Origin of the sequence: Paraburkholderia sp. J76 (assembly GCF_905220295.1) — a bacterium.
Lineage (GTDB): Bacteria > Pseudomonadota > Gammaproteobacteria > Burkholderiales > Burkholderiaceae > Paraburkholderia.
Window position 1 is genome coordinate 118,601 of the sequence record NZ_CAJMZJ010000007.1, and the last position, 25,316, is coordinate 143,916.

A 25,316-nucleotide genomic window follows, 5' to 3' on the forward strand; every position below is an offset into this window, starting at 1 on the left:
GGTGTTTCCAGTAAAACCGCCGGCGTTGGCCTAGCGTTGTTCCTTCACGCGCGACACGAGCTGTGTCGGGCTCACGAACTGCAGGGCGACCAGCACCCACGCAAGCGTGATGGCCATGTAGATCATCGCCATGGCGTCGATGGATTGCGGCGCACGCACGCCCGTCGAGAAGACGGCGTAGTACAGCGCAACCACCAGCGTTTGCGTATCGGGTCCGGCGGTAAAGAAAGTGAGTTCGAACATGCCGATCGTGCGCACGAGCACGAGCAGCCCCGCCGCCAGCATCCCGGGCACGAGAAGCGGCAGCAATACATAACGGAAATAGCGCAGCGTATTCGCGCCGAAAATGCGCGCGGCCGATTCGAGATTCGGATCGATCTGCTCGATGAAGGGCGTCATCACGAGGATCACGAACGGCAGCGCGGGCACCAGGTTCGCGAGGATCACGCCGGGCAACGTGCCCGCGAGCCCGAACCGGTACATGGCGGTCGCCATCGGAATGCCGTACGTGACGGGCGGCACCATGAGCGGCAGCAGGAACACGAGCATGGCCATGCGCTTGCCGGGAAACTGCGCGCGCGCCAGCGCGTAGGCCGCGGGCACGCCGAGCGCAATGGAGAGCAGCACGACCGAGCCCACCACTTCGAACGTCACCCACAGCACGCTCGAAAGCTGGAAATCGCGCCACGCCTGCGCATACCAGTGCAGCGTGAAGCCTTGCGGCAGCGGCGTGCCGAACCAGCGGGTGGCGATGGAATTCACGCCCACGGTCGCGATCAGCAGCAGCACGTTGAGCAGGAAGAACACCACGCCGCCCCAAACGAACACTTTCCAGAGCACCTCGGGCAGGCGCGAAGCGAGCTTTGCCTGCGCGGCGTTGGCGGCGGACGCGGAACGCTCTTCGCTCGCCTGAGCACCCGTGCTCAGGCCGGCCGCGTCACGTTGATGGGCGGTCATCAGCCTTTCCCTCCGCTCACCGGGCCCGAGTAGAAGAAGCGCTTCGCGCTCAACATCGCGGCCACGACGATCAACTGCACGAAGCCCATCACGATCGCAATCGTCGAGGCGAGCGAGTAGTCATAGCTTTCGAACGCCGCCTCCGAAGCCGCGATGGAGATCACGCGGGTGGGCCCGGCAGGCGCGCCGAGCAGCACCGCCGAAGGAAATACCGAATACGCCTGCACGAACGAAAGACACGCGGCCATCGTGAGACCGGGCGCGAGCAACGGCAGATAGATCTGCCGGAACTGCTGCCACGGGCCCGCGCCGAGCGTCGCCGCCGCGCGCGCAAGCGTCGGGTCGATGCCGGTGACATACGAGAGCGTGAGCAGGAATGCAAACGGAAAACCCGAAACGATCAGCGAAATCAGCACGCCCCAGTAGTTATGCGTGAGGCGAATCTCTTCGGTCGTGTACAGATGCAGCGCGTGCAGCGCCTGCGGGAACCAGCCGTTCGGGCCGAAGTAGCTGAGCATGCCGTCGGCGATCAGCACCGTACCGAGCGTGACGGGAATCACGAGCAACGTGGTCACGAGTTTCTGGTACGGCGACTTGCGGCGCAGCGCGAAGGCCACCGGCAGCGAGAGCCCGACGTTGATGACGGTCGCGGGCACCGCGAGCTTCAACGTGACGAACACCGTGGGCCACAGCGACAGGTCGTGAATGAACTGCAGATAATTCGCGAACATGCCGCCGCCGTTCATCGGCTTGAACGACAGCACGAGACCGTAGGCGAACGGATAAATAAACATCGCGATGATGAAGCCGAGCGCGGGCGTGATGAGCCAGCCGCGCGAATCGCGCGGCGCTTTGGTCAGCGAAGGAATAAGCGTGCTCACGACGCGCGCTCCGCATACGCCAGCACGTGCGAAGGCGCGACGCGCAGCGTGGCGCGCTCGCCCGCTTCGAATTCGCCTTCCACGCGCGCCCACAGCTTGCCGAACGGCGCGTTGGCGAGCAGCAGCGAATCGCGGCCGCCGTATTCGACCATTTCCACTTCGACGTCGAACGAGTTGGCGTCGCCCGCGTTGGCGCGCTCGAAGTCTTCGGGGCGCATGGCCACCGAAATTTCGTTGCCGCCGCTGTGGTCTGCAATGTCTCCCATCGGCACGCCGGTCAGCGTGATGCCCGACGACGACATCGCAATGTGCGCGCCCTGCTCGCCCGTAATGGCGAACGGCAGCACGTTGCGAAAGCCCATGAAGCGCGCAACGTGCAGATTCGACGGGCGGCTATAGACTTCCTTCGGCGTCGCCACCTGCTGCACGACGCCCTCTTTCATCACGACGATACGGTCCGCCATCGAAAGCGCTTCGTCCTGATCGTGGGTCACGTAGATCGTGGCGCGTTCGAGCCGACCGTGAATGCGGCGGATTTCCGCGCGCATTTCAATGCGCAGTTTGGTGTCGAGGTTCGAGAGCGGCTCGTCCATCAGCACGAGCGGCGGCTCGATGACGATGGCGCGGGCAATCGCCACGCGCTGCTGCTGGCCGCCCGAAAGCTGGCCCGGCAGCTTGCTTTCGTGCCCGACCAGTTGCACGAGCTGCAACGCCTCGCGCGCGCGACGCCTCGCCTCTTCGCGCGGCACGCCCTGCATCTTCAGGCCGAAGCCAACGTTTTCCAGCACCGTCATGTGCGGGAACAACGCGTAGTTCTGAAACACCATGCCGAAGCCGCGCTTCTCGGGCGGCAGCACGTCGATGCGCAGGTCGTCGAGCCAGATGCTGCCGCTCGTGAGCGGTTGCAGACCGGCAATGCAATTGAGCGCCGTCGACTTCCCGCAGCCCGACGGCCCGAGCAGCGCGATGAATTCCCCGCGGCGAATGTCGAGGTCGAGACCGCGCAGCGCGGCGAGCTGCGCGCCCTCCGCGCTGGTGAAGCTACGGCACACCGAGTCGAGGCGCAGACGATCGAAAGAATGCTTCATGGCACGTCTCTCCTCCTCTCGTTACTGCGACTTCTGCGAACCGACTTCGCGGTCCCATTTCTGGAACGCCGCGACCATTGCCTGCGCCGAAAGCGGCTGGACGTGCGGGTAGGCCGTGAGCCACTTCGCGTATTCGGGGCGGCCGTATTTCGCGATCACGTCCTGGCTCTCCTTCGGCGCCATTTGCAGCGTGACGTCCTTCACTGCGGGGCCAGGATAGAAATAGCCGTCGTCATACGTCATGGCCTGTTGCTGCGGCTCGAGCATGAAGTTCATGAGCTTGAGCAGCACCGCGAGCTTCTCTTTCGACACGCCCTTCGGCACGACCATGTAGTGGGCGTCGTTCACCCACGTCATGTTGTTGAATGCCTGCACCTTGAAGTCGGCCGGCACGATGCCGAGCGCGCGCGGGTTGATGTCCCACCCCGTCACGGTCACGGTCATGTCGCGCGTGCCTTCGCCCAGTTCCTTCATCACCGCCGACGTGCCGCCCGGGTAATACGGCACGCACGTGTTGAGTTCCTTCAGGAACGCCCAGGTCTTGTCCCAGCCGTTGATGGGGTCTTGCGGATTCTTGTCGCCGAGCAGGTACGGCAGGCCCATCAGGAACGTGCGGCCCGGACCCGAATTGGCCGGACGCGCATAGATCAGCTTGCCGGGATTCGCCTTGCACCACGCCAGCAGTTCCTGCGGCGTTTGCGGCGGCTTCGGAACCTTGGTCGGGTTGTACTCGATCAGCGGACCGGCCGGCATGTACGACACTTCGAGGCCGTAGCCTTGCGCGAGGTCCTGCATCTTGCGCGGGCCCGGCGCGTACTTGTCGAGCACGCCCGGCAGCGCCGCCTGCTGATCCGGCAGCAGCTTCATCCATAGATTCTGTTCGATGCCGGCGGCGAGCGCGTCCGTGCCCGTGAGCACGAGATCGATGTCGGCGCGGCCCGCGGCCTGCATCGCCTTGATCTTGCCAGGCAACTGCGGCGCGGGCGCGTTGGTGTACGTGATGTTGGAGACGAGATTCGGGTTCTTCGCCTTGAACGCTTCGAAGGCCTTCTGCGTGAGCTGCAGATTACCGGCCACGTCGACTATGTTCAGGGAAACGGGGTCGGCCTTCGCCGCGCTCATGCCGAGCGCCGTGGCGGCCGCCACACACACGGCCAGCACGCTGGCCTTCAGGCGTCCATCGAACATCGCATCTCCTCACTCTGTTTATGGAATTTGTTCTAGCGCGACCATTCTCATATTGCCAGGCATTACCAGGCGGACACAGGATGCCGAACCACGCACCAAGTTGTCAAGCAACGTCAGGCTCTTTGTTGGACTGCTGTGAGCCTCTTGTCGGAATCCCGTTGGAGAAAGCGCCTGCAAGGCTTCTGCAGGCGCTTTTTCGATCCGTTTGGCGGGATTACTTCTTCACCAGTTCCCCGTCGCGCAAACGCCACAGCGCGAGCGGATTGTCGTTCTGCAGCGTGACGGGCAGAAGTTCCGCCGGCAGGTCCTGGTAGCAGACCGGACGCAGGAAGCGCTCGATCGCCATCGCGCCCACCGACGTCGTGCGCGCGTCCGAGGTGGCCGGGAACGGGCCGCCGTGAACCATCGCATACGACACTTCGACGCCCGTCGGGAAGCCGTTCGCGAGAATGCGGCCCGCCTTGCGCTCGAGAATCGGCATGAGGCGCGCGGCCATCGCGTAGTCGTCGCGATCGATGTGCAGCGTCGCCGTGAGCTGGCCTTCGAGACGCTCCGCCACGCGCGCGAGTTCGGCTTCGTCGCGGCACGCCACGACCACCGAGGTCGGCCCGAAAATCTCGTCCGACAACGCGTGCTGCGCGAGGAACTGCTCGGCGCTCGCTTTGAACAACACCGGCAGCGCGTCGCAATGCGCGTCCGTCTTCGTGCCTTCGGCCAGGTTCTCGATGCCGGGCAATTGCTTGCGCGCGGCTACGGCTTCGCCATACGTCGAGGCGATGCCCGCCGTGAGCATGCTTTGCGAGGGCTTCTGCGTGAGCGCGGCGCTTGCCGCCTTCACGAAGCGGTCGAGTTCCGGCGAGTCGATCGCGAGCACGAGGCCCGGGTTCGTGCAGAACTGGCCCACGCCCATCGTGAGCGAATCGACGAAGCCCTGTGCGAGCGCTTCGCCGCGTGCGGCCAAGGCTGCGGGCAGCACGAACATCGGGTTGATGCTGCTCATTTCGGCGTAGACGGGAATCGGCTCGGGACGCGCGGCCGCAATGTGCGAGAGCGCGAGACCGCCGCGGCGCGAACCCGTGAAGCCCACGGCCTTGATGGCCGGATGCGCCACGAGCGTTTCGCCCGCTTCGTTGCCGCCGCCGAAGACGAGCGAGAACACGCCTTCGGGCAGGCCGACGTCGGCCACGGCTTGCTGGATCGCGCGGCCCACGAGTTCCGAGGTGCCGGGATGCGCCAGGTGCGCCTTCACGACGACGGGGCAGCCGGCGGCCAGCGCCGAAGCCGTATCGCCGCCCGCCACCGAAAACGCCAGCGGAAAGTTGCTCGCGCCGAACACGGCCACGGGGCCGACCGGAATGCGATGCGCGCGCAGGTCCGAACGCGGCAGCGGCTTGCGCTCGGGCAGCGCCGAGTCGAGCACGGCGCCGCACCAGCGGCCGTCGCGCACGAGCGACGCGAAAAGACGCAACTGGCCGACCGTGCGGCCGCGCTCGCCTTCGAGGCGCGCCTTGGGCAGCGCCGATTCGAGATGCGCGCGTTCGATCAGCGCCTCGCCGATGCCGAGAATGCGTTCGGCGATCGCTTCGAGCAGGCGCGCCCGCGTTTCGTGCGGGGCGGCGCGGAAGGCGTCAAACGCCTGCGCTGCGAGTTCGCAGGCGCGCGCGACTTCGGCCTTGCCGCCGAGGCCGAACGACGGCTCGATCTCCTGGCCGAGCGCGGGCGCGAAGGCGCGCATTTCGCCCGCCTCGCCGCGCACCGCTTGCGCGCCCAGCAGCATGGCACCGGTAATCTGCATGTTCGCTCCGTTCAATTGCATGTGTCGCCGCTTAAGCGTGGGCGGTCTGGGCCGAAGCGACCCGCTTCTGCTCGAATGCGAGCAGCGCCCTGGCCGCGTCGCCGATAGCCGGCAGCGCCTCAGCGGGCGACTGCGAAAGCAGCGGCAGGATCGGGCCCATGTCGGCGATGCCCGAGAGCGTCACGGCGTCGTGCAGCACGCGGATGAGCGAGATGTTGTCGCGCAGCGTTTCGAGCGGCATGAATGCATCGTAGAGGCGTTGCGCTTCTTCCGCACGGCCTTCCTTGGCGGCCTTCAGGAGCGCCATGATGGCGTTCGAGGCGATGCAGCCCGAGCCCGTGGTCCAGGCGGCCAGGCCGAAGTCGCGCACGTGAACGAGCGCCGGACGCTCGCCCATGCCCGAGACGACCTTCGAGGCCGGCACACTTTGCAGCAGGCGGCGCAGATACGGGTCGTTCGCCGGATCGTCCCGCACGATGGCGTACTTGACCGCAATGAGCGTACCGCGGTCGATCAGGCGCACGAGCGTGTCCACGTCGACATAGTCTTCGCTCTTGATATAGAGCGTGAGCGGAATGCCGGCGGTATCGACGATGCGCGTGAGGCCCGCTTCCACACCAGCGGGCGTGGTGAAGCCGGCGAGCGGCAGCACCATGGCCGTCTTGTATTGCGTTTGCGCGAGGATGCGCGCCTGGTCGAGCATCTTGCCGTAGTCGGGACCTATGGCCGGGATCACGCGCGTTTCGGGCGCGGTGAGGTCGGCGAGCATGTCAAGCAACTCGCGGAATTCGCTCACGGCGACGTGGTACAGGTTCGCATTGCCGCCGTACAGCAGCGTGCGGATGCCGCCCGCTTCCATATGGCGGATCAGCTTGCCGTTCTGTTCAACGTCGAGGGAGAAGTCGGGGCGGCGTGCGAGCGGCGGCACCGCCATCACGGTCGAGGCGAATTCGCTCTCGACGATCGGGGACACGTTCATGAGGCCTCGTGCGGGGATGGAGGGTTGTCAATACCAAAACAGTAGCATTGGCTCGCCGCAGTTGTCAAACAACTTGTTGCACTTGTTAGGGTTTATTCGGAGAGCGCGCGCCAGACGCGCGCCGCCCGCCCTGCGCGGTCGATGAAGCCGCCGCAAGGGAATATTGTAGAATCCCCTCGCATCCTTGGAACCGGTTCCATTCCGTACCGGCGTCCTACGCAGCGGTAAGGATGGTTGATGGACACGGTCGAATCACGCCGCGCCGAACTCATACAGAATCCCACAATGTCTGAATCTCCTCTCACGACACGCCGCGGTTTCCTGCGCACGGCAGCGGTGCTCGTGCCCGCCAGCGCACTGGCAGGCTGCGAGGGCGGCAAGCCGCCGTCGAGCAATACCGGCGCGGCAGGCAGCGCCGCCTCCGCGCCGGGCGCCGCGCCCGCAGCCGAGCGGGCCGCCGCCTACAAGCCGCGCTTCTTCGACGCGCGCGAATGGGCCTTTGTCGAGGCCGCCGCCGACCGCCTGATTCCCGCCGACTCCGAAGGCCCCGGCGCGCTCGAAGCCGGCGTGCCCGAATTCATCGACCGGCAGATGGACACGCCCTACGCGCACGGCGCGCTCTGGTACATGCAGGGGCCGTTCCAGCAAGGCGCGGCCGAACTCGGCTACCAGTTGAAGCTGGTGCCGCGCGACATCTACCGGCTCGGCATCCAGGCCGTCAACGCGTATTGCACGAAGGCCTATGGCAAGGACTTCGACGCGCTCGACGCCAGCACGCGCGACAGCGTGCTCTCCGCGCTCGAAGCGGGCAAGGTCGAACTGGACAGCGTGCCTGCCTCCGTATTTTTTGGCCAGCTTCTGCAGAACGCGCGCGAAGGCTACTTCTGCGACCCGATCCACGGCGGCAACCGCGACATGGCCGCGTGGAAGATGATCGGCTTTCCCGGCGCGCGCGCCGACTTCATGGATTTCGTCAACCAGAACGGCAAGCCTTATCCGTACGGCCCGGTCTCGATCAACGGAGAGCGTACGTAAATGACGATCAAAAAACCTCATGTCGATGCCGTGGTGGTCGGCTTCGGCTGGACCGGCGCGATCCTCTCGAAGGAACTGACCGAAGCGGGCCTCAAAGTGGTGGCGCTCGAGCGCGGCGAGTATCGCGACACCTACCCGGACGGCGCGTATCCCAACACCATCGACGAACTCACGTACAACATCCGCAAGAAGCTCTTCCTCGATCTGTCGAAGACCACGGTCTCGATCCGCCACGGCGTGAACGACACGGCCCTGCCCTACCGCCAGCTCGCCGCGTTCCTGCCCGGCGAAGGCGTGGGCGGCGCGGGCCTGCACTGGTCGGGCGTGCATTTCCGCATCACGCCCGAAGAGCTGCGGCTGAAGAGCCACTACGAGGAACGCTACGGCAAGCAGTTCATTCCCGAAGGCATGACGATCCAGGACTACGGCGTCACCTACGACGAACTGGAGCCGCACTTCGACTTCGCGGAGAAGGTGTTCGGCACCTCGGGCCAGGCGTACAAGGTGAAGGGCAACGTGGTCGGCGACGGCAATGTGTTCGAAGCCGCGCGCAGCGACAACTTTCCGTTGCCCGCGCAACTGAACACCTATTCGGCGCAGCGCTTTTTCGACGCGGCGAAATCGATCGGCCTGCATCCGTACCGCCTGCCTTCGGCCAATACTTCGGGACCCTACACAAATCCGTACGGCGTGCAGATGGGTCCGTGCAACTTCTGCGGCTTTTGCAGCGGTTACGCGTGCTACATGTACTCGAAGGCTTCGCCGAACCTCAACATCCTGCCCGCGCTCAAGCAGGAAAAGCATTTCGAATTGCGCTCGAAATGTCACGTGCTGCGCGTCGAACTCGACGACACGAAAAAGCGCGCCATCGGCGTGACCTATATCGATCCGGCGGGCCAGGAAGTTTTCCAGAGCGCCGACCTCGTGATCGTCGCGGCGTTCCAGTATCACAACGTGCATCTACTGCTGCTTTCGGGCATCGGCAAGCCCTATGATCCGGTTTCGGGCGAGGGCGTGGTGGGCCGCAACTTCGCGTACCAGAACCTCTCGACCATCACGGCGTTCTTCGACCACGACACGTACACGAATCCCTTCATCGGCGCGGGCGGCAACGGCGTGGCCGTGGACGACTTCAACGCCGACAACTTCGACCACGGCCCGCTCGGCTTCGTGGGCGGCTCGCCGCTGTGGGTGAACCAGGCGGGCGTGAAGCCGATCAGCGGCATTGCCACGCCCGCGGGCACGCCGAACTGGGGCAGCGCGTGGAAGAAGGCCGTGAAGGACCACTACGCGCACACCATTTCGATGGATGCGCACGGCTCGAACATGTCGTACCGCGACGTGTATCTCGACCTCGATCCGACCTATCGCGACTCGTACGGCCAGCCGCTCCTGCGCATGACCTTCGACTGGAAGGACAACGACATCAGGATGGCGCGGTACGTGACGGGCCAGATGCAAAAGATCGCCGAGGCGATGGGCCCGAAGGCCATCAACGTATATACGCGAGAGTTCGGCGCGCACTTCGACTCGCGCCGCTATCAGACCACCCACCTCGTGGGCGGCGCGGTGATGGGCGCCGATCCGCAAACGAGCGTGATCAACCGCTATCTGCAAAGCTGGGACGTGCCCAACGTGTTCGTGATGGGCGCCTCCGCGTTCCCACAGGGGATCGGCTACAACCCGACCGGCCTCGTCGCCGCCCTCGCCTACTGGAGCGCGAAAGCCATTCGCAACCAGTATCTGAAGAACCCCGGTCCGCTGGTGAGCGTGTGAAGAGCCGCATGAAGAAGAACATTTTTTCGATGCGCGCGAACGTTGCACGCGCAACCTTTGCGTGCGCCGCCTTCGTGGCGTTTTCGGCGCACGCGGCCGAACCAGCGGATGCCGCGCTCGTTGCGCATGGCGAATACCTCGCGCGCGCCGGCGACTGCATTGCGTGTCACACCGCGCAGGGGGGCAAGCCGTTCGCGGGCGGCCTGAAGTTCGATACCCCCATCGGCGCGATCTATTCGACCAACATCACGCCCGACGCGAACACCGGCATCGGCAAATGGCGCTACGACGATTTCGCCAAAGCGGTGCGCCAGGGTGTGCGGCCGAATGGGGAAACGCTCTACCCCGCAATGCCCTACCCATCGTACGCACGCCTGACCGATGACGACATGAAGGCGCTTTATGCGTACTTCATGCAAGGCGTCGCGCCCGTGCAGGCGCAGAACCGCGCCGTGGACATTCCGTGGCCGCTCTCGATGCGCTGGCCGCTCGGCGCCTGGCGCGTGCTGTTCGCGCCGAAGGTGCGGGCGTTCGACGGATCGCATTACAACGATGCGATCGTCGCGCGGGGCGCGTATCTCGTGCAGGGCCTCGGCCACTGCGGCGCGTGCCACACGCCGCGCGCACGCACGATGCAGGAAGTCGCGCTCACCGACCTCGAAGGCGACGACTTCCTCGCGGGCGGCGGCCCGATCGACGGCTGGGTGCCCTCGAACCTGCGCGGCAACCCGCGCACCGGTATCGGCGCGTGGAGCGAGGACGACATCGTGCAATTCCTCAAGTCGGGCCGTAACCTGCATACGGCCGCCTTTGGCGGCATGACCGACGTAGTTCAGCACAGCACGCAGCACATGAACGACGCGGATCTGCTCGCCATCGCACGCTACCTGAAGACGCTGCCCACAAGCGACCCGAAGGAAACGCCGTACGCCTACGATCCCGCCGCCGCGAACAGGCTGCAAGGCGGCGACGCGAGCGCGCGCGGCGCAGCGGTCTATCGCGACAACTGCATGGCCTGCCACCGCAGCGACGGACGCGGCTACACGCGCGTATTCCCTGCGCTCGGCGGCAACCCTGTCGTGCAGGATAAGGACCCCGCTTCGCTCATTCACGTGCTGCTCTCAGGCAGCGCGCTCGAAGGCACGAAATCCGCGCCCTCGTCGTTTACGATGCCGCCGTTCGGCTGGCGTCTGTCCGATCAGGAAGTGGCCGACGTCTCCACCTTCGTGCGTGCGAGCTGGGGGAATGCCGGCGCGCCCGTGAGCGCCGAAGATGTCGCGAAGGTCCGCAAGACCGTCGCCGTGAGCACGCCCGCGATGCCGCCAGGCGCAACGCTCAAGCGCTAACGCGCGTTCGCAACGCGCTTTCCTTTCGTTGCGCGCGCAACGACGCCGCGCCGGCAGTTCAGTGAAGCACCTCGGGCCGGTCCAGCAGGCCATAGAACTCATCGATCGTCACGGTCGGCGCGAACTGCGAGAGCGTGGCGACGATCACGTCGTCGGTAATCGCCGATCCCGCCGCCGATTCGAGCTGAACCCCGGCCGCGGCGGCCTGGCTTTCGGCCAGTTCGAGGGCAATCGACAGGATGAAGCGCGCGTCGGTTTGGGTGAGGAGGGTTTTCATGCCTGCTCTAACGGCGCGCGTGCGGGGAATCTTTAGGATTTTGTGGGGTTTCGCCCGGTTTTATAACGGGTGCGCGCGCCCTGATGCTCAACGCGTACGCGCCACGAACTGCCCGGGGCTCGTGCCCGTCAATCGTCGGAACATTGCGATGAAAGCCGACGACGTGGCGTACCCCAAGTCCAGCGCCACGGCCTCGACGCTGCGCCCCGCATGCAGCATGGGCAGCGCGTTCACGAGCCGGATGCGCTGGCGCCATTCCGTCAACGACATGCCCAACTCGTTTTGCGCGCGGCGCATGAGCGTGCGCTCGCTCATGTGAAACGCATCGGCCAGTTCGGCGAGCGAGCGATTGTCGGCGGGATTCTGGCGCAGCATCTGGAGGATCGCGTTGAGATCGGCGTCGTCGGTATGCGGCACGAAGCTGCCCGTGGTCGCGCAAGTCGAAAGCTGATCCACGAGCACGCGCAACAGACGCGTGCGCTGCGCGTCGCCCTCTTCCTCCACGGGCGTCACACGCAGATGTTCGAGGATCGCGCGCACGAGCGGCGAAACCATCACCGCGCAACTCGTTGCCGGCATGCGCGTGCACAGCTCGCGGCTGATATACACCGAGCAATGCACGGTCTCCTGCTCGTTGAAGCCCACGTGCTCGGTGCCCGGCGCGATCCAGAGCCCGAGATGAGGCGGCGTGATGTAGTGCTCGTCCCCCGCCTTCACCTCGGTCGTGCCGCTGAATGCGTAGACGAACTCGCCCCACGGATGGCACATCTGCGGATAGGTGGCGTACGAAGGCATGTGCTCCATGCGAAAGAATACGGGCGTGGGCAGCGCGTCGGTGAAGGGCGGCAGGCGCAGATGGCGCGCGGGGCGAGCGCGATCGGCCGCTTTGGGAGTTTTGGGCGCTTTGGACACTTGGGGCATGGCGGTCTGGGGCTATCGATTGTCAGTTTTGCGCTATATGCGCGCATCCCGACGCATCAATACTACGCCCACCGCCACTAAACTTCACCCGTAAATTTCAGGTCAGCGAGTCCGCAATGAGAAAGCAAGTCGACGCAACGGCCGTGGCCATCATGGTGGCGCTCTGCCTCGCATGGGGTCTGCAACAGGCCGCGATCAAGGCGGTGGCGGCGGACATTCCGCCCATGCTTCAGATCGGGCTGCGCTCCGGCGTGGCGGCGGCGCTGGTCTGGCTCTTCAACCGGCTCGTTTCGCGCGAGCGCTGGCTGCAAGGCGTGGCGCGCGGCGCGGGGCTCGTCACGGGCGGCTTGTTCGCGCTCGAATTCGTATTCGTGGCCATGGGCCTGCGCTGGACCAATGCCTCGCACATGGCCGTGTTTCTCTATACCGCGCCGATGTTCGCGGCCATCGGCCTGCATGTGCGCCTGCCCGACGAACGCCTCGCGCGCCTGCAATGGGCCGGCATTGCGATCGCCTTCGCGGGCATCGCCGTCACGTTCCTCGGCCCGGCGCTGCTGGGCGGCGGCATACCCGGCTCGCCCCTGTGGCTGCTCGGCGACTTCATGGGCCTGTGCGCCGGCGCGGCGTGGGGGCTCACCACGGTTGTCGTGCGCACGAGCCGCCTGAGCGAGGCGCCCGCCACGCAAACGCTCTTCTATCAACTGGCGGGCGCGTTCGTCGTGCTGGTGCCGTTCGCGTTTCTCACGGGCCAGACGCATTTTCACGGTACGCCGCTCGCCCTGGCTTCGCTCGCGTTCCAGACGCTGCTCGTCTCGTTCGTGAGCTATCTCGTGTGGTTCTGGCTGCTGCGCCGCTATCTGGCCGCGCGCCTCGGCATCCTCTCGTTCATGACGCCGCTGTTCGGCGTGGCGTTCGGCGTCGTGCTGCTGCGCGAGCGCGTGGAGCCCGCGTTCCTCGTTGGCTCGGCGCTCGTGCTGCTCGGCCTGCTGGTGGTGAATGCGCAAAGCTGGGTCCGCCAGGCTTTCGGCCGCCGCGGCGCCAATGGGGGCAACGCTCAGGCCTCCTGACCGAAAGTCGTTCGCTACGCCACGGCGTCGCCGCGCTTGCCCACGGGCCGACGCAAAAACCCGTCCTTTTCACGGGGATGTCTTCAAACCGGCCATCCAGTGAAAGACACGGAAAACGCACATGAACACGAAACGCAAACCTACGATGGAAGACGTCGCGAAGGCTTCGGGCGTGAGTTATTCCACGGTCGAGCGCGTGTTGAACGGTCGAGGCGGCGTGGCGCGCGACAAGGAAGCGCGCGTGCTCGAATGGGCGCGCAAGCTCAAGATGGATCGCGCGCTGGACGAAGTGTCCGTGCGCTGGCTGCGCATCGCCATCGTCACGCAAAAGCCCGATTCACTCTATTACCTCGCTTTGCGTCAGGGCTTCGAACTGGCGCAAAAGTCGTTCGAAACCTACCGCGTGATGTGCCAGCTCACGTTCTTCGACGACCTCGAACCCAGGTCCGTCGCACGCGTGATCGAGCGCGCCGCGCAGAAGGCGGACGCCATGATCGTCGTAGCTTATGAGCATCCCGTAGTGGTGGACGCGCTCTCGCGCGTGGCGGGCAAGATGCCGCTCGTCACCATTGCGAGCGATTTGCCCGACACGGGCCGCCTCGCATACGTGGGCATCGACAACCGTTGCGCGGGGCGCACGGCGGGCGAATTGATGGGCCGCTTTCTTGGCGATGCAGGCGGCCAGGTCATGGTGATCGCGGGCCTGCGCACGTATCTCGGCCACGAGGAGCGCGACGGCGCGTTTCGCTCGGTGCTGCGTAGCCGCTTTCCGGCCTGCGAAGTCGTGGCCACGGTTGAAAGCCGCGAGGACGCCGCCTCGACCGAGCGCCTCACGCGCGATGCCTTCAGGAAATATCCGGCATTACGCGGCATCTACAATATTTCGGTTGGCGACGAAGGCGTTGCGCGCGCGCTCAAGGCGCTCAAGCGCGAACACGCCACGACCCTGATTGGCCACGAACTCACTGCGATCAGCCGTGCGCTGCTCGCCGAAGGCGTGATGGACGCCGTGCTCGACCAGAGCCCGTTCGTCGAAGCCGTGCGCGCCGTGGAAGTCATCCTCGCCCACTACAAGCGCGGCGCGCCTGCGAGCCTGCCACTGCAAACACCGATGTCGATCTATCTGCAGGCAAACTTGCCGCCTGCCACGCCATGAGGCTTTCTGAGGTAAAGTCGCTGCGGTTACGACTCACAGCCAATTCACGCCGATGCAAAACCACTCCACTTTCACGCCGGTTGCGCTCGAACACGCGAGCCGCCTCATCAATCACGGCCCCACGGTGCTCGTCACGAGCAGCGACGGCAAGCGCCGCAACGTCATGGCGGCCGCGTGGTCGATGCCGGTGGAATTCACGCCGCCGCGCATCGGCATCGTCATCGACAAGCACACGTTCACGCGCGACCTCATCAACGCTAGCGGCACGTTCGGCGTGATCATTCCAGGCGCCGCCGCCATCGATCTGACCTATGCGGTGGGCAGCGTGAGCGGCCGCGAGACCGACAAGTTCCAGCGCTTCGATATCGCCGCCATTTCCGGCCCGAAGCTCGGCTTGCCTTTACTCGAAGCAGGCTGTTCCGCCTGGATGGAATGCCGCCTGATTCCCGAGCGCCATACCGAAGACGCCTACGATACCTGCTTCGCCGAAGTGATTTCCGCGGCCGCCGATCCGCGCGCCTTCCGCAATGGCCACTGGGAACTCGACAGCAGCAACGCGGACCTGCACACGATCCACCATCTGGGCGCCGGCAATTTCGTACGCGCGAGCGACACGATCAAGGCGCGCGAACTCCCGTAGGCGCAGGCCGTTCACGCACGCTTCACGAACTCGCGCGGCGTGACGCCGAGAAGCCGCGACATCCAGTGCGCCATATGGCTTTGATGCGCAAATCCCGCTTCGAGCGCCACCTGGCTCAGACTGAGTTTGCCTTCGATGAGCAACGCCCTCGCGCGTTCCACACGCCGCCGCACGACATATTGATGCACCGGCATGCCCAGCGTTTCGCGAAACAAGACCTTGAAATGCGGCAAGCTCAAATCGACTAGCGCCGCAAGTTCGCCGAGCGTGAGACGCCGATCGAGATGGCTTTCGATGTAATCGGTCACGCGCGCCGCCTTATGGGCGGCCAGCACTGCGGTGCGGCCTCGCGGTGCATCCGCGCTGCCGAGCAATCGCACGACCATTGCGGTGGAAATGCTCTCGGCGAATAGCGGATCGCAAGCCGTTCCTGCTTCGATCTCGGCCAGAAGCGCTCCCGCCAGCGCATTGACGCGCGGGTCGCGCAACTGAAGATGCGGCCGGATCTCGCGCGGCCCATGCGGCTTTTCCATTTGCTGCGCAATCGAACGCACGAAGCGGTCGTCGAACCACACGCGCAAAATCGTGCAGTCGGCGTCGTCCGTCCATTCGCCTTCGACGGCCGCCGGCACGACATCCGCGTCGCCGTGCGCCTGGAGACGCGATTGACGGCGGCCGTCGCACGCACATCGCGCACGTACCGGCGTGCCGATATGAATGCCGATGCGGTGATACGCCATCGCGGGAAAGCGATGTTGACCCGCGCTGACACGCAACAGTTCGGCACCGCCGCCATGCCAGCCCAATCCAACGCTGGAACGCAGGCTGTTGCTGCCTCCAGTCTGCGGGTTCGAATCTGCAGTCACTGCGCTCATGACATTCCTTTTCGACGCTTAGACCAAACGGCAAATCGTGCGATGTTTGCGGGCAGTTTACTGGATTACGGCAGTGCCCGCGCACAGCGCCATAGTGGACGTATTCAATCATCCGTTTCTGCGCAACGTCATCCTTTCCTGCGCGCCATGTCGCATTCGTATGCTTACGATGACACAAACCACGCCAACCAGGAGAGCGCGATCATGTTCGTGATTTTTGGAGCATCGGGAAAGGCCGGCAGCGTCACCGCAGCCGCATTGCGCCGCGCTGGCGAGCCTGTGCGCGCCGTCGTGCGCGACACGCGCCAGGGTGAGAATCTCGCGAAACTGGGCTGCGAAATCGCGCTCGCCGATCTCACCGACCCACATGCGGTCGCGACCGCGATAAAGGGCGCTCACGCCGTTCAGTTGTTATGCCCTGTTCCTTCGGGTGATACGGATCCCGAAACAACCATGCGCGCGATGATCGACGTCGCAACCGATGCCCTGCGCGAAAACCCGCCCGCCAGGCTGCTCGCCATTTCCGACTATGGCGCGGAACTGCCATTGAATACGGGTATTACGCGGTTGTTTCACTACCTGGAAAACCGCCTGGCGCGCGTTGAAACGCAACTCACCATGCTGCGCTCAGCGGAACACATGCAGAACTGGGCCGCGTTTATTCCCGGCGCGCTTGCAACCGGTACGCTGGCTAGCCTTCATTTACCCTTAGACCGGCCCTTCGCCACCGTCGCCGCGCAGGACGTGGGCGCGGCGAGCGCCGAATTACTGCTCGAATCGCATCAATCGCGCAAAACGAGAATCGTGAGCATCGAAGGACCGCAGAGAGTCAGCGTAAACGACATTGCGGCGGTTCTGAGCGAAGCGAGCGGTCGCACGATCACGCCTCATGCGCTCGCGCGCGAATCTTGGACGCCGATGCTTCTCAAGGCCGGGCTCAGCGAGAATCACACGCGGCTCATCACCGATCTTTACGACATCTTCAATACCGGCCGCATCGACGTGGAAGCGAGCCGAAGCGAACGGCGTTTCGGCGCGACCCCATTACGGGACGTGTTGGGCCCACTCGTTGCGAAATTCAAGCGCCAATAACACGTGGAACCACGCGCACGCATGAGTCAGCGCTTGCCTGCTTTGCGCCTGCGGGAATCGGTTTTACGGCAGAGATCGGTCAACACCCAGCGGGCGATGATTTCCGGGCGATTCGTTCCGTACTGCGCGACCTTGATTTCGTTTTCGAAATAGACGATGACGCTTCCGGCCATCACGCGGTACGCGCCCGCGTAGTTCACGCCATCCAGCTCGATATTCAACGGATGGGTGGTTTCGTATTCTGCAAGAGCCAAGATAAGCGCGGAAATGTCTAAATTATGACAATATCGTTTCGCATCCGCGTCGGTCAATTAAATATGCGTTTTGTTTCATATTGGCGAGCAGTCGTCATGAGGCGCGATCTGGCTCTTCATTTTGTCGAAATACAACCGATGAATGGCGGCGGCCGGATGCCGCCCCGCGCGATCATGACGGATCGGTAAGCCCTTTCCAGAAGGTTCACAGCGCATCGATCCATGCGAACAACGACACAAGGCGGCCCCCGATTCGCGCTCGGACGCGCACTGAAACAACCGCTGCTGAACGCGGTGGGCCGCTTGCCGGACAGCGTACAGCGCGCGATGTTCATGCCGCCCATACGCCGCATCTGCATTCGCGTGCCCGTATTGCGCGCGGTGTATTCCGGCTGCCTGCGGCGCCACCCCATCGATCTCCAGTACGGGACGGACACGAGCGGCCTCGTCGATTCCAACGCGCTGCAGCGCGACGCCCGCCTCGCCGCGCAGTTAAGGCCGTATATGGGCTCGCAGCCGACCATCATCCGCCGCGCGCTCGACACCCTGGGCGATATCACCGGCTATACGTTCATGGATATAGGCTGCGGTAAAGGCCGGCCGATGATCGTCGCCACCGAGTATCCATTTTCCGTGGCGCTGGGCTATGACATCAGTGCGGACCTCGTAAAAACGGCGAACGAGAACGCAGCCGTCATGGCGCGCCGCTTTCCACAACGGCCGCCCATTCGCGCATTGCACGCCAATGTCGCCGATTTGACGGTGCCTTCGGGCAACGTCGTCGTCTTTCTGTTCAATCCCTTCGGTCCCGAGTTAATGGCGTCGTTGCTGGAGAAACTCGAAGCGGGCCTCGCGAGCGGCGCTATCCAGCATCTTTTCGTCGTCTACGACAACCCCGTGTGTAGCGAAGTGTTCGACGGTTCCGGGCAATTGCAACGCTGGTTCGCAGGCGTATTTCCGTATGATCGCGACGAAGTCGGCTTCGGACCCGAGGACCACGAAAACGTCGTCGTCTGGCAGAGCGTGCGCGGCGCGCGCCCTGACACATTCGCGGACCGCAACCGCCGCATTACGACGAAAGACCGGCTCAGCACTTCCCTGGAAGGCTGAATCATCAGCATCACGAATTTAATCGGGAGACGCAAGTGCCGACCTCCGTCGTGGCGATATACGAGTCGTCGCCTGCCGCATCGTTGCAGTACGCATTGCGTACGTGCGAGACGGTCGATGCGTTTCGCGCATTCGAGCCGCAATGGCAGGCGCTTTTATCTGGAGCCGAGGCCGGATCGCCTTTCGTCAGCTTTGCCTATTGCGAGGCTGCCGTCGAGGCAGCGCTGAAGCGCGGCGCGAAGGTCGAAGTCGCGACGGTACACGACGCACGTGGCCTTCTCGCGCTATGGCCCGTTGCAATCACGCGCACAGGCGCATGGCGAACCGCCCGGGCACTCGGCTGCGGATGCGGCGAGGAATACGGCGGCCCGCTGATTGCCGACACGCGGCGCGCGGAGCTTTACGACGCAGCAGTCCAGGCCGTCATGCAGATTCACGCCAACGTGCTGCACATTCCGATGCTGGAAAACGGCAGCCTGCTGCAACATGCGCTCGACGCCGCGCCGCAGTCATGGGTGCAGCGCGCGCTGCCGCCGCGCTGGCGCGTGATGCCCGGCTATTCGATCAATCTACGTGCGGCGCCCTCATGGAACGATTTCCTCGCCACGCGGCACTCGACGCTGCGTGCCGCGCTGCGTTCGAGCGCGAAGCGTTTGCGGCGCGAAGGGGAAGTCAGTTTTGCGTGGGGCGAGAGCGCCGAGGACACCGAGCGCATATTGCGGTGGCTATTCGCAAACAAACGCCAATGGGCGCTCAAGCGCGGAATCGAGTCGCCGTATTTGATGGACGATCGCGTACGCGACTTCTTCATCGACCTCGCAAAGCGAACCGACCTCACCACCTTGCCACTCGTCGCTTACGTGCAGGTCAACGGGCAGCCGGTGGCGGCTTCGGTCAATCTGGTCGGCGCGCGCAGCGTCGAATATTTGATCACCACCTACGACGAAGCGTTCAGCGTGTTTTCGGTCGGCAATCTGCTGATCGAATACATCGCGCAGTGGGCGCATGCGCATGGCCGCGATTTCGATTTCCGGCCGCTGCACGGCGACTACAAGGTGCGTTGGGCGGATCGCGAAACCCGTCACGAATCGCGCATCGTCGTGCTCAATGCACGCGGACGGCTGATCGAACTGGCGCTCTCAGGGGCGCAGGTCAGGCGCGTCTGTCGAAAAGTCGCGACGCTTGTCATGGCGCGCCTGAAATGAGTGAGTGCCGCTCTTTACGGCCTCACCACGCCCCCTTCCCCAGGCGTTTCGCCGTGTGCCGAATCAGCGAGCGTTTCGAGCGCCGGGTCGTGATGGAGGACGAGCGCCGCGCCCGCGCCCACGAGTCCCGCGCCCGCGAGACATAGCAGCCCCGCGCCGAATCCACCGGTGCTGTCTTTTATCCAGCCCATCGCATAGGGGCCGAAAAAGCCCGCGAGATTGCCGAGCGAATTGACGGCGGCAATGCCGCCCGCCGCTGCCGCGCCCGAAAGGAATGCGGCCGGCAGCGTCCAGATCACCGGCAGGCAACCGAAAATGCCGAAGCCCGCAACGGAAAGCGCGATCATCTTGAGCACCGGATTGTCGAGCCCCGCCGCGGCCGCAATACCGGCGGCCGCCACGGCCAGCGCAAAGGCCACATGACGCTTGCGCTCGAGGCGGCGGTCGGAATGGCGGCCCCACAACACCATCGACACCACGCCGACCGCGTAAGGCAACGCCGTGACGAAGCCGGTCTGCAAGTTCGTGAGACCGAATGCCTTGACGATCTGCGGCAGGAAGAAGCTCAAACCGTAATTGGTTGCGTTCGCACCGAAATAGATCAACGCCACGGCCAGCACGCGCGGGTTGACGAGCGCCTCCAGCACGCGGAACGAGCGCACCTTCTCACGATGGCGGCGCTCCTGCGCCTGGCGGTCGACGAGCCAGCGGCGTTCGTCGTCGGCGAGCCAGGCGGCGTCGGCGGGCTTGTCGGTCAGATAGAACAGCACGGCCACCGAGAGCACGAGCGCGGGAATCGCCTCGATCAGATAGACCCACTGCCATCCCGCGAGCCCGCCTGTGCCGTCCAGCGAAAGCAGCGAGCCGGAAACCGGACCGCCAATCACCGTCGATAAGGGAATGGCCGCCATGAAATAGCCCACCACCCGCGCGCGATATTTGGCGGGAAACCAGAGCGTGAGCAAAAAGATGATGCCTGGGAAGAAACCCGCTTCGGCCACGCCGAGCAAGATACGCAGTCCGAAGAAAACATGCGCGTTCGACATGCCGGTGACGCGGGCGATGTCCGGTATGAACGCCATTGCGCCCGCAATGATGCCCCAAGTGAACATGATGCGCGCGATCCAGCGCCTCGCGCCGAAGCGTTCGAGCAGGAGGTTCGAGGGCACCTCGAAGAAGAAATAGGCAATGAAGAAAATGCCGGCGCCAAAGCCGAATGCGCTCGCGGAAAGATCGAGCGCCTTGTTCATCTGCAGTGCAGCAAAGCCGACATTGACGCGATCGAGGTACGCCACGAAATAGCAGAGGATCAGGAACGGCACGAGCCTCGCCATCACGCGCGCCATGGTCCGGGCTTCAAGCTCCATATTTGTCTCCTTCGAAGCCGGCGTGCAGCGCGGTGCGCCAGTCAAGGGCCGGTCGGTTTGATATCGTTAAAGACTAGTCGCTCCCCGCGCGATACGAAAGGACGGTTCACATGGTGGGATATAGGCCGACGCAAGGCCGAAATCAAAGCCGAATGAGTATTAAAGCTTCGGACACGAAAGCACTTGCAATGGCTGCATGGCTACACCGGGCTGAGCGCCGGGTGTGGGCGTACCTTGCGGCGGCGTTGAAACAAGGCGCACGCTATCGGGGCCCGCGTTGGCCAGCGCGTATTTTTCTTCGCTGCCTTGCGGTTGCCAATAGGCATGAAATACCTGGCCTTCGCTGAAAACGAGCAGCGTGCCGTGCGTGGCCTGCCCCGCGGAAACGAAATCCACGGGTTCGCCGCTGCGCAATGCAAAGCCCCCTGCGGCGGCCGTTCCTACGAGCCTGCCGCAAGGCGGCGCGGCGTCGGGGCTAGCCGCGGGGACGGGATCTGCGCCGTATGCTGGCTGGATCGCCAGCCACATCACGCCCAGACATGACGACAGTGCGAACGAAAACGTCGTATTCACGCGTAACCTCGGGAACTCGTCATCGGTTGTCCAGAGGCGCAATCTGCATTCCCGTTTAAACCGCGTAAACCGCGCGTGCAACGGGAACCCTAGAAGTCGTGAGAGTCCTTGCCGAGGGTGTTGATATCGATCTCGAGCGCGCGGCAGACGTCGCGCACGAATTCATCCATGGCAGCCGTGCATTCGGGGCTTCCCGCCGGGAAGTCCTCAGGATTCTTTTTACCCTGTGCACGGCGTATGGCGCGAATGCTCGCTTCAAGCGCGCGCGCCTCTGCCCAGATGGGAGGTTTGTCGGGATAGTCAGAGTGTTTGCGCGCCATGGCCGGTATTTCGGCAACGGTTACGCGAACTTTAGGCTGCTGAAAGCAACATGAATATCGCTAAAGATGCCAAACGTTTGCGGAGCCGATTGCCATGAAAAGCACGGGAGAACGAGCGCGAAACGATGGTTCGTTAAACGAAGCGACGACGGGTAGCCCGCATACCAGAATAGCCGCTGAACTGGTTGTACCGCTGCGCCTTCATTAGGATGAGCCGAAGCTGGAGCCGACGCATGACGAAAACCCACGAAGACCCACGGAGACCATCATGAAGCGTTTTCATATCGCCCTGGCCGTTTCGAATCTCGAAGCCTCGATTGCGGACTATAGCCACCGGCTCGGGCAGCCGCCGTCAGCCGTCGTGCCGGGCCAGTACGCGATGTGGCGTACGGGGATCCTTAACTTTTCGATCAACGAAAAGCCGGCGCAAGCGGGTATGCTGCGCCACGTTGGATTCGAAGACGACGCGGTAACGGGCTATTCGAGCAGTGTCGATGTGAACGGTCTCGAATGGGAGCTGTTCCCGGCCGCAGAACAGGACGCGCGCATCGTCAACACCTACGGGGTTCCGGTCGCGCCTAACGGGCCGGCCGGCTAGGCGCCGAAACAGCGTCCGCACGAACGCGCCTGGCCCAATCGCAGGCGCCCGGCGCTCACGGTCACTTCATTGCCGCAATCGCAGCGGCACACCCACATCCCGTCGCCTGCGTACCGGTCGGTCGTTAGCTGGCCGAAAACTTCGCCGCCCTTCAGCGCGGGCGAGCCCGGCCGGGACCGCCATACGCGACGCTGCTCGCGGCAGCCGCAATCGCGCGTCTGCCCGCTTTCCACCGCATCGAGCGCCGCCGTGACGTGCGCGCCGCATCGGCACTGCCAGAGCCATACGCCAGCGCCGCGATATTGAAGCGCGACGAGATCGCCGAAAGCGCGACCGGAGACGTCGCGATTCGGCGGAAAAGGCCATTCAGGCGGCAAGGGAGGACGAATACGCTGGTTCACGAAAGCTAAATGGGATTCGGCGTTCTATTCTCAAGCATAACCCATCGCTTTCGATTCCCAGGCGCGCGGCGTGGCAAAGAGGGGCGGATCGGCCCGCGCGCGTTCGTGCGGCGCCGCCTTCCGTATAACGGCAATGATAAATCGGAACGCCCCGGCCCGGACCCTGCGCCTTATCGTCCACGCAGGAGCGACATGATGCTCACCTTACCGATCTTTCTAATCGCCTTTTTCGCGATCGTCGTGGCCATGCATCGCGGCGTAACCCGCAGGGCCGACGCGAAACTGCGCGCGCAATTCGATTCGCAAGGCTTGGGTGGCGAGGTGTCGCGCCAGTTAATGCGTGACTCAGGCTATAGCGTCTGAGTTTGCAGCGAAGCATTCGGGGAATAAAACAATCCCTCTCGCGGTATTGCACGTGAAGCCCGCCTGCATCGGCGGTCGACTTCCCGAACCAGTCGAGAGGACATCATGTCGTCAGATCTTCCTTCGCAACCGTCGCGCCGAAGTGCCCTGAAATGCCTCGCCTTCGGCGGCGTGGGCACGGTGTTTGTCCTGAGCGGCGGCATTCTCACGCCCGTCGAGCTGGCACGGGCGGCCAGCGCCAAAGACAACACGGCGGCTTCCGGCATTCCGCTCTTTCTGCAGATCAGCGACTCGCATATTGGCTTTAACAAGGAAGCGAATCCCGATGTGGCGGGCACGCTCAAACAGACCATCGATTACGTCAACGCCATGCCGGTGAAACCCGCGCTGGCCATTCACACGGGCGATATCACTCACCTCTCCAAAGCCGAGGAATTCGATCTGGCGGCGCAATTGCTTTCCGGTCTCGACATCACCGAGTTGCACACCACGCCCGGCGAACACGACGTAACTGACGGACCGCAAGGCGAATACTTCAAGCGTTTCGGCAAGGCATCGGACAACCGCGGCTATTACAGTTTCGACCACAACGGCGTGCATTTCGTCGGGCTCGTCAACGTGATGCATTTCAAGCCGAACGGATTGGGAAATCTGGGCGAGGACCAGCTCGCCTGGCTGGAAAACGACTTGAAGGGCCGCACGTCCAGCACGCCGATCGTCGTGTTCACTCACATGCCAATGTGGACGATTTACGAACCGTGGGGCTGGGGCACCGGCGACGCGGGCCAGGCCATGGAGTCTCTAAAGCGCTTCGGTTCGGTGACGGTGCTCAACGGTCATATTCATCAGATCGTTTCCAAAGTGGAAGGCAATATCACATTCCACACGGCGCGCTCGACTGCGTATCCACAACCGGCGGCTGGCGACGGCCCCGGGCCCGGGCCGCTCAAGGTAGCAAGCGATCAGCTTCCGAAGATGCTTGGCGTAACCCGTATCCGGATCTCGCGCCATCCCCTGGCGGCGACACTCTCCGACACGTCGCTCGCCTGACATTGCGTTTCGCTCATTCAAAGGATTCGAGCCATGCTCCCCAATCACACTCGTCGCGCGTTCGCCCTCTTCTGCGCCATCAGAATGTTTATGGCGATGGCGTCCGCTGGCTTGCCTGCCGCGCATGCGCAGGAGCCCAATGAGATTGTCATCAGGAATTTCATGTTTTCGCCCATGTCGCTTACCGTTAAGGCAGGCACGACCGTTACCTGGAAAAATATGGACGGCGAACCGCATACGGTCGTCAACGACGCGGGGGTATTTCATTCCGCCGCGCTCGATCAAAACGATACCTATGAATTCAAGTTCGACAAGCCAGGAACATACAAAGTGTTTTGCGGCATCCACCCGTATATGAAGGCGACTATTACGGTGCAGTAAAAGCCGGCGCTGCAGCCTCACGCGAAAAACTCACCCCGTCAGCCTGCGACTTTCATGTTCCACAATCCGGCGTCGCTCGTCGAAACGGCTAGCGCACCGCGTTCGAGCGCATCGCGCGCATCGGCCTCGTTGCACACGAAGCCCGACGCGACAACGGGCGGCAGCGCCTTGCGGTCCTGGGCGGAAATGCGCGCGAGCATCGGCGCCGGCATCAACTGCACGATGTTCGGGTCGCTCTGCTCGAGCGCCTTCACGCTGCGCGGCCAGGTCGAGCGGTCCGTCACGAACACCTTCTGGATCGTGATGAGGCCCGCGCGATTGCCGCGCTGGATGGTCGCCACCCGGGTCGAGACGAGGCTTGTCACGCCGATATCGGCCAGATACTCCACGCCGCCTTTGTCCTGCGAAAGGCCGTCGCAACTGTCGATATTGACGATGACGTATTTGCCCGCCTTCGTGAGCGCCGCGACCACCTTGTGGAGCATGCGCAGATCGACGTTCGCGACGATGGCGACCTCGGCCGCGCTCTTCAGGAAGTCGTCAAACTGCTCGACGCCGTAAAGCGTCGCGATGACCGGGTGCCGCTGCAAACGCGCCCCAAGTGACATATCCATGTTTCGA

Annotated in this window: 27 protein-coding genes; 13 read left to right on the plus strand and 14 right to left on the minus strand. The window is 63.9% G+C overall.

What is annotated here, in order from left to right:
• Positions 1–30: 30 nt before the first annotated feature.
• From U5768_RS15515 to U5768_RS15540, 6 genes are all read right to left on the minus strand, one after another.
• Positions 31–957: an ABC transporter permease gene (locus U5768_RS15515; RefSeq protein ID WP_322031291.1), complete on the minus strand. Its 927-nt coding sequence runs from the start codon at positions 955–957 to the stop codon at positions 31–33.
• Entirely contained in the window at positions 957–1,838 is an 882-nt protein-coding gene (locus U5768_RS15520) for a sugar ABC transporter permease (RefSeq protein ID WP_322031292.1), read from the minus strand. The genes U5768_RS15515 and U5768_RS15520 overlap by 1 nt, the downstream gene beginning before the upstream one ends.
• On the minus strand, positions 1,835–2,926 hold the full coding sequence (locus tag U5768_RS15525; protein WP_322031293.1) for an ABC transporter ATP-binding protein: 1,092 nt from the start codon (positions 2,924–2,926) through the stop codon (positions 1,835–1,837). Before U5768_RS15525 ends, U5768_RS15520 begins: the two co-directional genes overlap by 4 nt.
• A 21-nt stretch (positions 2,927–2,947) precedes the next feature.
• Positions 2,948–4,048: an ABC transporter substrate-binding protein gene (locus tag U5768_RS15530; protein WP_322031488.1), complete on the minus strand. Its 1,101-nt coding sequence runs from the start codon at positions 4,046–4,048 to the stop codon at positions 2,948–2,950.
• Between the two features lie 280 nt (positions 4,049–4,328).
• On the minus strand, positions 4,329–5,909 hold the full coding sequence (locus tag U5768_RS15535; RefSeq protein ID WP_322031294.1) for an aldehyde dehydrogenase (NADP(+)): 1,581 nt from the start codon (positions 5,907–5,909) through the stop codon (positions 4,329–4,331).
• A gap of 31 nt (positions 5,910–5,940) precedes the next feature.
• Positions 5,941–6,888 carry a dihydrodipicolinate synthase family protein gene (locus tag U5768_RS15540; protein WP_322031295.1) on the minus strand — a complete coding sequence of 316 codons (948 nt, stop codon included), beginning with the start codon at positions 6,886–6,888 and terminating at the stop codon, positions 5,941–5,943.
• 285 nt (positions 6,889–7,173) lie between these two features.
• Between U5768_RS15540 and U5768_RS15545 the strand changes: the two genes are divergently transcribed.
• The 3 genes from U5768_RS15545 to U5768_RS15555 are packed head-to-tail and all read left to right on the plus strand — an operon-like array spanning position 7,174 to position 11,045.
• On the plus strand, positions 7,174–7,923 hold the full coding sequence (locus U5768_RS15545) for a gluconate 2-dehydrogenase subunit 3 family protein (protein ID WP_322031296.1): 750 nt from the start codon (positions 7,174–7,176) through the stop codon (positions 7,921–7,923).
• Positions 7,924–9,699 carry a GMC family oxidoreductase gene (locus U5768_RS15550; protein WP_322031297.1) on the plus strand — a complete coding sequence of 592 codons (1,776 nt, stop codon included), beginning with the start codon at positions 7,924–7,926 and terminating at the stop codon, positions 9,697–9,699.
• 8 nt (positions 9,700–9,707) lie between these two features.
• Positions 9,708–11,045 (plus strand): cytochrome c, encoded by a 1,338-nt coding sequence (locus tag U5768_RS15555; protein ID WP_415913913.1) that lies wholly within the window; start codon positions 9,708–9,710, stop codon positions 11,043–11,045.
• A gap of 58 nt (positions 11,046–11,103) precedes the next feature.
• On the opposite strand, the gene U5768_RS15560 is transcribed toward U5768_RS15555, so the two are convergent.
• Entirely contained in the window at positions 11,104–11,322 is a 219-nt protein-coding gene (locus tag U5768_RS15560) for a hypothetical protein (protein ID WP_233885126.1), read from the minus strand.
• An 87-nt stretch (positions 11,323–11,409) separates the two neighbouring features.
• On the minus strand, positions 11,410–12,243 hold the full coding sequence (locus U5768_RS15565) for a helix-turn-helix transcriptional regulator (protein ID WP_322031298.1): 834 nt from the start codon (positions 12,241–12,243) through the stop codon (positions 11,410–11,412).
• Between the two features lie 116 nt (positions 12,244–12,359).
• Here U5768_RS15565 and U5768_RS15570 point away from each other — a divergent pair, with 116 nt between their 5' ends.
• The 3 genes from U5768_RS15570 to U5768_RS15580 all read left to right on the plus strand — a co-directional run bounded on the left by U5768_RS15570 (position 12,360) and on the right by U5768_RS15580 (position 15,106).
• A complete protein-coding gene (locus tag U5768_RS15570; RefSeq protein ID WP_322031299.1) occupies positions 12,360–13,310 on the plus strand; it encodes a DMT family transporter in 951 nt (316 codons plus the stop codon).
• Between the two features lie 121 nt (positions 13,311–13,431).
• Complete coding sequence (locus tag U5768_RS15575; RefSeq protein WP_322031300.1) at positions 13,432–14,466, plus strand: LacI family DNA-binding transcriptional regulator; 1,035 nt, start codon at positions 13,432–13,434, stop codon at positions 14,464–14,466.
• 52 nt (positions 14,467–14,518) lie between these two features.
• Positions 14,519–15,106 (plus strand): flavin reductase family protein, encoded by a 588-nt coding sequence (locus tag U5768_RS15580; RefSeq protein WP_322031301.1) that lies wholly within the window; start codon positions 14,519–14,521, stop codon positions 15,104–15,106.
• 11 nt (positions 15,107–15,117) lie between these two features.
• Here U5768_RS15580 and U5768_RS15585 read toward each other — a convergent pair whose 3' ends face one another.
• Positions 15,118–15,981, minus strand: a complete 864-nt coding sequence (locus U5768_RS15585; protein WP_322031302.1) for an AraC family transcriptional regulator — start codon at positions 15,979–15,981, stop codon at positions 15,118–15,120.
• Between the two features lie 204 nt (positions 15,982–16,185).
• On the opposite strand from U5768_RS15585, the gene U5768_RS15590 reads away from it, so the two are divergent.
• Positions 16,186–17,073: an NmrA family NAD(P)-binding protein gene (locus U5768_RS15590; protein ID WP_322031303.1), complete on the plus strand. Its 888-nt coding sequence runs from the start codon at positions 16,186–16,188 to the stop codon at positions 17,071–17,073.
• A 26-nt stretch (positions 17,074–17,099) separates the two neighbouring features.
• Here U5768_RS15590 and U5768_RS15595 read toward each other — a convergent pair whose 3' ends face one another.
• The gene (locus U5768_RS15595) at positions 17,100–17,384 is read right to left on the minus strand and encodes a hypothetical protein (RefSeq protein ID WP_322031304.1); all 285 of its coding nucleotides are present in this window, start codon (positions 17,382–17,384) and stop codon (positions 17,100–17,102) included.
• 165 nt (positions 17,385–17,549) lie between these two features.
• On the opposite strand from U5768_RS15595, the gene U5768_RS15600 reads away from it, so the two are divergent.
• Both U5768_RS15600 and U5768_RS15605 read left to right on the plus strand, forming a co-directional pair.
• The gene (locus U5768_RS15600) at positions 17,550–18,437 is read left to right on the plus strand and encodes a class I SAM-dependent methyltransferase (RefSeq protein WP_322031305.1); all 888 of its coding nucleotides are present in this window, start codon (positions 17,550–17,552) and stop codon (positions 18,435–18,437) included.
• Between the two features lie 35 nt (positions 18,438–18,472).
• The gene (locus U5768_RS15605; RefSeq protein WP_322031306.1) at positions 18,473–19,642 is read left to right on the plus strand and encodes a GNAT family N-acetyltransferase; all 1,170 of its coding nucleotides are present in this window, start codon (positions 18,473–18,475) and stop codon (positions 19,640–19,642) included.
• A 14-nt stretch (positions 19,643–19,656) separates the two neighbouring features.
• Here the strand turns inward: U5768_RS15605 and U5768_RS15610 are convergent, their stop codons facing one another.
• The 3 genes from U5768_RS15610 to U5768_RS15620 all read right to left on the minus strand — a co-directional run bounded on the left by U5768_RS15610 (position 19,657) and on the right by U5768_RS15620 (position 21,902).
• Positions 19,657–21,009: an MFS transporter gene (locus U5768_RS15610; protein ID WP_322031307.1), complete on the minus strand. Its 1,353-nt coding sequence runs from the start codon at positions 21,007–21,009 to the stop codon at positions 19,657–19,659.
• Positions 21,010–21,168: 159 nt separating this feature from the next.
• Complete coding sequence (locus tag U5768_RS15615) at positions 21,169–21,582, minus strand: hypothetical protein (protein WP_322031308.1); 414 nt, start codon at positions 21,580–21,582, stop codon at positions 21,169–21,171.
• Positions 21,583–21,671: 89 nt separating this feature from the next.
• Complete coding sequence (locus tag U5768_RS15620; protein WP_322031309.1) at positions 21,672–21,902, minus strand: hypothetical protein; 231 nt, start codon at positions 21,900–21,902, stop codon at positions 21,672–21,674.
• A 268-nt stretch (positions 21,903–22,170) separates the two neighbouring features.
• On the opposite strand from U5768_RS15620, the gene U5768_RS15625 reads away from it, so the two are divergent.
• From U5768_RS15625 to U5768_RS15640, 4 genes are all read left to right on the plus strand, one after another.
• Complete coding sequence (locus tag U5768_RS15625) at positions 22,171–22,500, plus strand: hypothetical protein (RefSeq protein WP_322031310.1); 330 nt, start codon at positions 22,171–22,173, stop codon at positions 22,498–22,500.
• A 410-nt stretch (positions 22,501–22,910) separates the two neighbouring features.
• The gene (locus U5768_RS15630; protein ID WP_322031311.1) at positions 22,911–23,264 is read left to right on the plus strand and encodes a hypothetical protein; all 354 of its coding nucleotides are present in this window, start codon (positions 22,911–22,913) and stop codon (positions 23,262–23,264) included.
• Positions 23,265–23,369: 105 nt separating this feature from the next.
• On the plus strand, positions 23,370–24,314 hold the full coding sequence (locus tag U5768_RS15635) for a metallophosphoesterase (protein WP_322031312.1): 945 nt from the start codon (positions 23,370–23,372) through the stop codon (positions 24,312–24,314).
• A gap of 84 nt (positions 24,315–24,398) precedes the next feature.
• Positions 24,399–24,695: a cupredoxin family copper-binding protein gene (locus U5768_RS15640; RefSeq protein WP_322031490.1), complete on the plus strand. Its 297-nt coding sequence runs from the start codon at positions 24,399–24,401 to the stop codon at positions 24,693–24,695.
• A 38-nt stretch (positions 24,696–24,733) separates the two neighbouring features.
• On the opposite strand, the gene U5768_RS15645 is transcribed toward U5768_RS15640, so the two are convergent.
• Positions 24,734–25,309, minus strand: coding sequence for a glycerol-3-phosphate responsive antiterminator (locus U5768_RS15645; protein ID WP_322031313.1), 576 nt, complete (start codon positions 25,307–25,309; stop codon positions 24,734–24,736).
• Positions 25,310–25,316: the final 7 nt, after the last annotated feature.

Bases quoted from the DNA above. Each gene is read 5' to 3' on its own strand.
- U5768_RS15625 (WP_322031310.1), top strand. From the start codon at position 22,171: ATGAAGCGTTTTCATATCGCCCTGGCCGTTTCGAATCTCGAAGCCTCG.
- U5768_RS15635 (WP_322031312.1), top strand. From the start codon at position 23,370: ATGTCGTCAGATCTTCCTTCGCAACCGTCGCGCCGAAGTGCCCTGAAA.
- U5768_RS15525 (WP_322031293.1), bottom strand. From the start codon at position 2,926: ATGAAGCATTCTTTCGATCGTCTGCGCCTCGACTCGGTGTGCCGTAGC.
- U5768_RS15620 (WP_322031309.1), bottom strand. From the start codon at position 21,902: ATGGCGCGCAAACACTCTGACTATCCCGACAAACCTCCCATCTGGGCA.
- U5768_RS15550 (WP_322031297.1), top strand. From the start codon at position 7,924: ATGACGATCAAAAAACCTCATGTCGATGCCGTGGTGGTCGGCTTCGGC.
- U5768_RS15575 (WP_322031300.1), top strand. From the start codon at position 13,432: ATGAACACGAAACGCAAACCTACGATGGAAGACGTCGCGAAGGCTTCG.
- U5768_RS15585 (WP_322031302.1), bottom strand. From the start codon at position 15,981: ATGAGCGCAGTGACTGCAGATTCGAACCCGCAGACTGGAGGCAGCAAC.
- U5768_RS15590 (WP_322031303.1), top strand. From the start codon at position 16,186: ATGTTCGTGATTTTTGGAGCATCGGGAAAGGCCGGCAGCGTCACCGCA.
- U5768_RS15640 (WP_322031490.1), top strand. From the start codon at position 24,399: ATGTTTATGGCGATGGCGTCCGCTGGCTTGCCTGCCGCGCATGCGCAG.
- U5768_RS15645 (WP_322031313.1), bottom strand. From the start codon at position 25,309: ATGGATATGTCACTTGGGGCGCGTTTGCAGCGGCACCCGGTCATCGCG.
- U5768_RS15630 (WP_322031311.1), top strand. From the start codon at position 22,911: ATGGGATTCGGCGTTCTATTCTCAAGCATAACCCATCGCTTTCGATTC.
- U5768_RS15600 (WP_322031305.1), top strand. From the start codon at position 17,550: ATGCGAACAACGACACAAGGCGGCCCCCGATTCGCGCTCGGACGCGCA.
- U5768_RS15610 (WP_322031307.1), bottom strand. From the start codon at position 21,009: ATGGAGCTTGAAGCCCGGACCATGGCGCGCGTGATGGCGAGGCTCGTG.
- U5768_RS15535 (WP_322031294.1), bottom strand. From the start codon at position 5,909: ATGCAGATTACCGGTGCCATGCTGCTGGGCGCGCAAGCGGTGCGCGGC.
- U5768_RS15580 (WP_322031301.1), top strand. From the start codon at position 14,519: ATGCAAAACCACTCCACTTTCACGCCGGTTGCGCTCGAACACGCGAGC.
- U5768_RS15530 (WP_322031488.1), bottom strand. From the start codon at position 4,048: ATGAGCGCGGCGAAGGCCGACCCCGTTTCCCTGAACATAGTCGACGTG.
- U5768_RS15570 (WP_322031299.1), top strand. From the start codon at position 12,360: ATGAGAAAGCAAGTCGACGCAACGGCCGTGGCCATCATGGTGGCGCTC.
- U5768_RS15555 (WP_415913913.1), top strand. From the start codon at position 9,708: ATGAAGAAGAACATTTTTTCGATGCGCGCGAACGTTGCACGCGCAACC.
- U5768_RS15565 (WP_322031298.1), bottom strand. From the start codon at position 12,243: ATGCCCCAAGTGTCCAAAGCGCCCAAAACTCCCAAAGCGGCCGATCGC.
- U5768_RS15545 (WP_322031296.1), top strand. From the start codon at position 7,174: ATGTCTGAATCTCCTCTCACGACACGCCGCGGTTTCCTGCGCACGGCA.
- U5768_RS15560 (WP_233885126.1), bottom strand. From the start codon at position 11,322: ATGAAAACCCTCCTCACCCAAACCGACGCGCGCTTCATCCTGTCGATT.
- U5768_RS15515 (WP_322031291.1), bottom strand. From the start codon at position 957: ATGACCGCCCATCAACGTGACGCGGCCGGCCTGAGCACGGGTGCTCAG.
- U5768_RS15540 (WP_322031295.1), bottom strand. From the start codon at position 6,888: ATGAACGTGTCCCCGATCGTCGAGAGCGAATTCGCCTCGACCGTGATG.